The organism is Rhodococcus sp. UNC363MFTsu5.1, from assembly GCF_000686785.1.
Lineage (GTDB): Bacteria > Actinomycetota > Actinomycetes > Mycobacteriales > Mycobacteriaceae > Rhodococcus_G > Rhodococcus_G maanshanensis.
Map to the genome: position 1 here is coordinate 85,058 of NZ_JMLO01000028.1, position 1,872 is coordinate 86,929.

A 1,872-nucleotide genomic window follows, 5' to 3' on the forward strand; every position below is an offset into this window, starting at 1 on the left:
GCCTGCGTCGCGTTCGGCGGCTGATTCGGGTCGTACCCCTGATACGTCGGATACGCCTGCGTCGCGTTCGGCGGCTGATTCGGGTCGTACCCCTGGTACGTCGGATACGCCTGCGTCGCGTTCGGCGGAACCTGGCCGTAGGCCTGGTTCGGGTCCGAGGTGTATTGCACGGTCGCCGGTTCGGCCGACCGGTCGAACTGCTGCGTCGGCTGATCGGCGCCACGAGCCCAGACCTCGGTCGCCTGGTCCGTCGCAGCGTCCTCGGCCGCCGGAGCCCACTCCGCGGTGGGGTCGGGGCCTGCGTCGAACGGCTCGGTCCCGTCGGCGCTGCGCTCCTGCGGTGTGCGCGGATCGTCCGTGTTGTTCATGTCTCGGGCCTGCTCTCTGCGCGGGTGATCGTGTGGTCCCGCCGCTGGTCAATTCAGTCCGACCCGCCAGAATAGAGGCGGAACCTGAGACCGCGCTGAAGACGCCGGTGGCTACCGCATCACATTCCACGCGATCGGCCGGGACAGCTCACCGGGAAAGTTCTCCCGCAGGTAGGCCGTCCACTGCGCGACGTGCGCACGCATCGCCCCCTCGGCGGCGTCGGGATCGCCGTCCGCGATCGCCGTGAGAATCGCGACGTCGTCCGCGAGCACCCTTGACCTCAGCCGCTCCGAATAGGCGACCCCGACCCCCGCCCCGACGAAGACTCCGTCCATGGCGTCGACGAGATAGCCGAACAGCGCGTTGCCCGACGCCCACGCGATGGTGTTGTGGAATCGGCGGTTCGCCGCGAGGAACGCCTCGAGATCGTCGAGGTGCTCCTCCATCTGCTGTACCGACTCGGTGAGGACCCGGCGGTGTTCCTCGGTTCGATGCTCGGCGGCCATCCGGGCCATCAACGGCTCGAGGCCGACCCGCGCCTCGACGATCGTGCCGAACGGCGACTCCTCGAACTGCAGCAACAGGCCGAGGCCGGTCATCAGGTGGGAGCCGTCCGGCTTCTGCACGGTCGGCCCCCCGCCCGGCCCCGGCTTGATCGAGAGCGCGCCGGACAGCTCGAGATACCGGAGCGATTCGCGGAGCGTGCCCCTGCCGACCTGATACTGCTCGAGCATCACCCGCTCCGGCGGCAACCGATCACCGGGCCGCAGGCCCTCGCGTTCGATGTCCGAAATGATCCGCCGGGCGATGATCATCGCCGTCTTCTGCGGACGATCCGCCCTGTCCATCACTTTCGCTCCGCCCCCTGCATGACGACACTTTCGTAGAACCCCCAGGGGCCGAATCCTACAGATGATTCGCAGGGTTGGGGGGCAATCTGGACAGTTGACCTGCACTGTACGAGTCCCGTCGAGCGGGACGGCGATGTGTGAGATGAGTCTCATTTGTATCCGGGTGTGGTCCATTGCATTCAATCGAATGATGCGGATAGTTTCTTGGCGCAGCGTTCGGAAGCATGGCTCACGACCTGACCAGCCCTCCGGTCCGATGCACCGCTTCCGACCACCACTGACCACCTCTAGAGGGGAACGAATGAGCGAGATCAGCAAGTCAGGCCTGCGCCGTGGCGCCCGCATCGCAGGCGCAGGCGCCGCCGCGGCGATGGCGATCGGCCTGATGTCCACCGGTGCGGCCCACGCCGACACCTTCGTGCCGCTGCCCGACGGGCAGAAGGCCGGACCGGGAGCGGTCGTCTCCCGCACCGGCGAGAGCGCCCTGATCTCCCCGTCGCTGGCCGCCAACAGTGCAGGCCGCACGGCGTGGGTCTCGGGCACGGTCACCGCCGATGTCACCGGCATCACCAAGGAAGGCGAGGCCGGGCCGTTCAACGGCGCCACCAACGACAAGGGCACCAACAACTCCTCCACGCACGGGATCTCGCGG

2 protein-coding genes and 1 pseudogene are annotated in these 1,872 nt (G+C 67.8%); 1 reads left to right on the forward strand and 2 read right to left on the reverse strand.

Annotation, left to right across the window (positions count from 1 at the left end):
* Both BR31_RS32610 and BR31_RS0120310 read right to left on the reverse strand, forming a co-directional pair.
* A pseudogene (locus BR31_RS32610) lies at positions 1 to 368 on the reverse strand (hypothetical protein); the annotation flags it as partial.
* Positions 369 to 479: 111 nt separating this feature from the next.
* The gene (locus BR31_RS0120310; protein ID WP_027502575.1) at positions 480 to 1,217 is read right to left on the reverse strand and encodes a FadR/GntR family transcriptional regulator; all 738 of its coding nucleotides are present in this window, start codon (positions 1,215 to 1,217) and stop codon (positions 480 to 482) included.
* Positions 1,218 to 1,521: 304 nt separating this feature from the next.
* Between BR31_RS0120310 and BR31_RS29510 the strand changes: the two genes are divergently transcribed.
* Positions 1,522 to 1,872, forward strand: a 351-nt coding sequence (locus tag BR31_RS29510) for an MspA family porin (RefSeq protein WP_037177475.1), incomplete at its 3' end; no start/stop codon positions are given.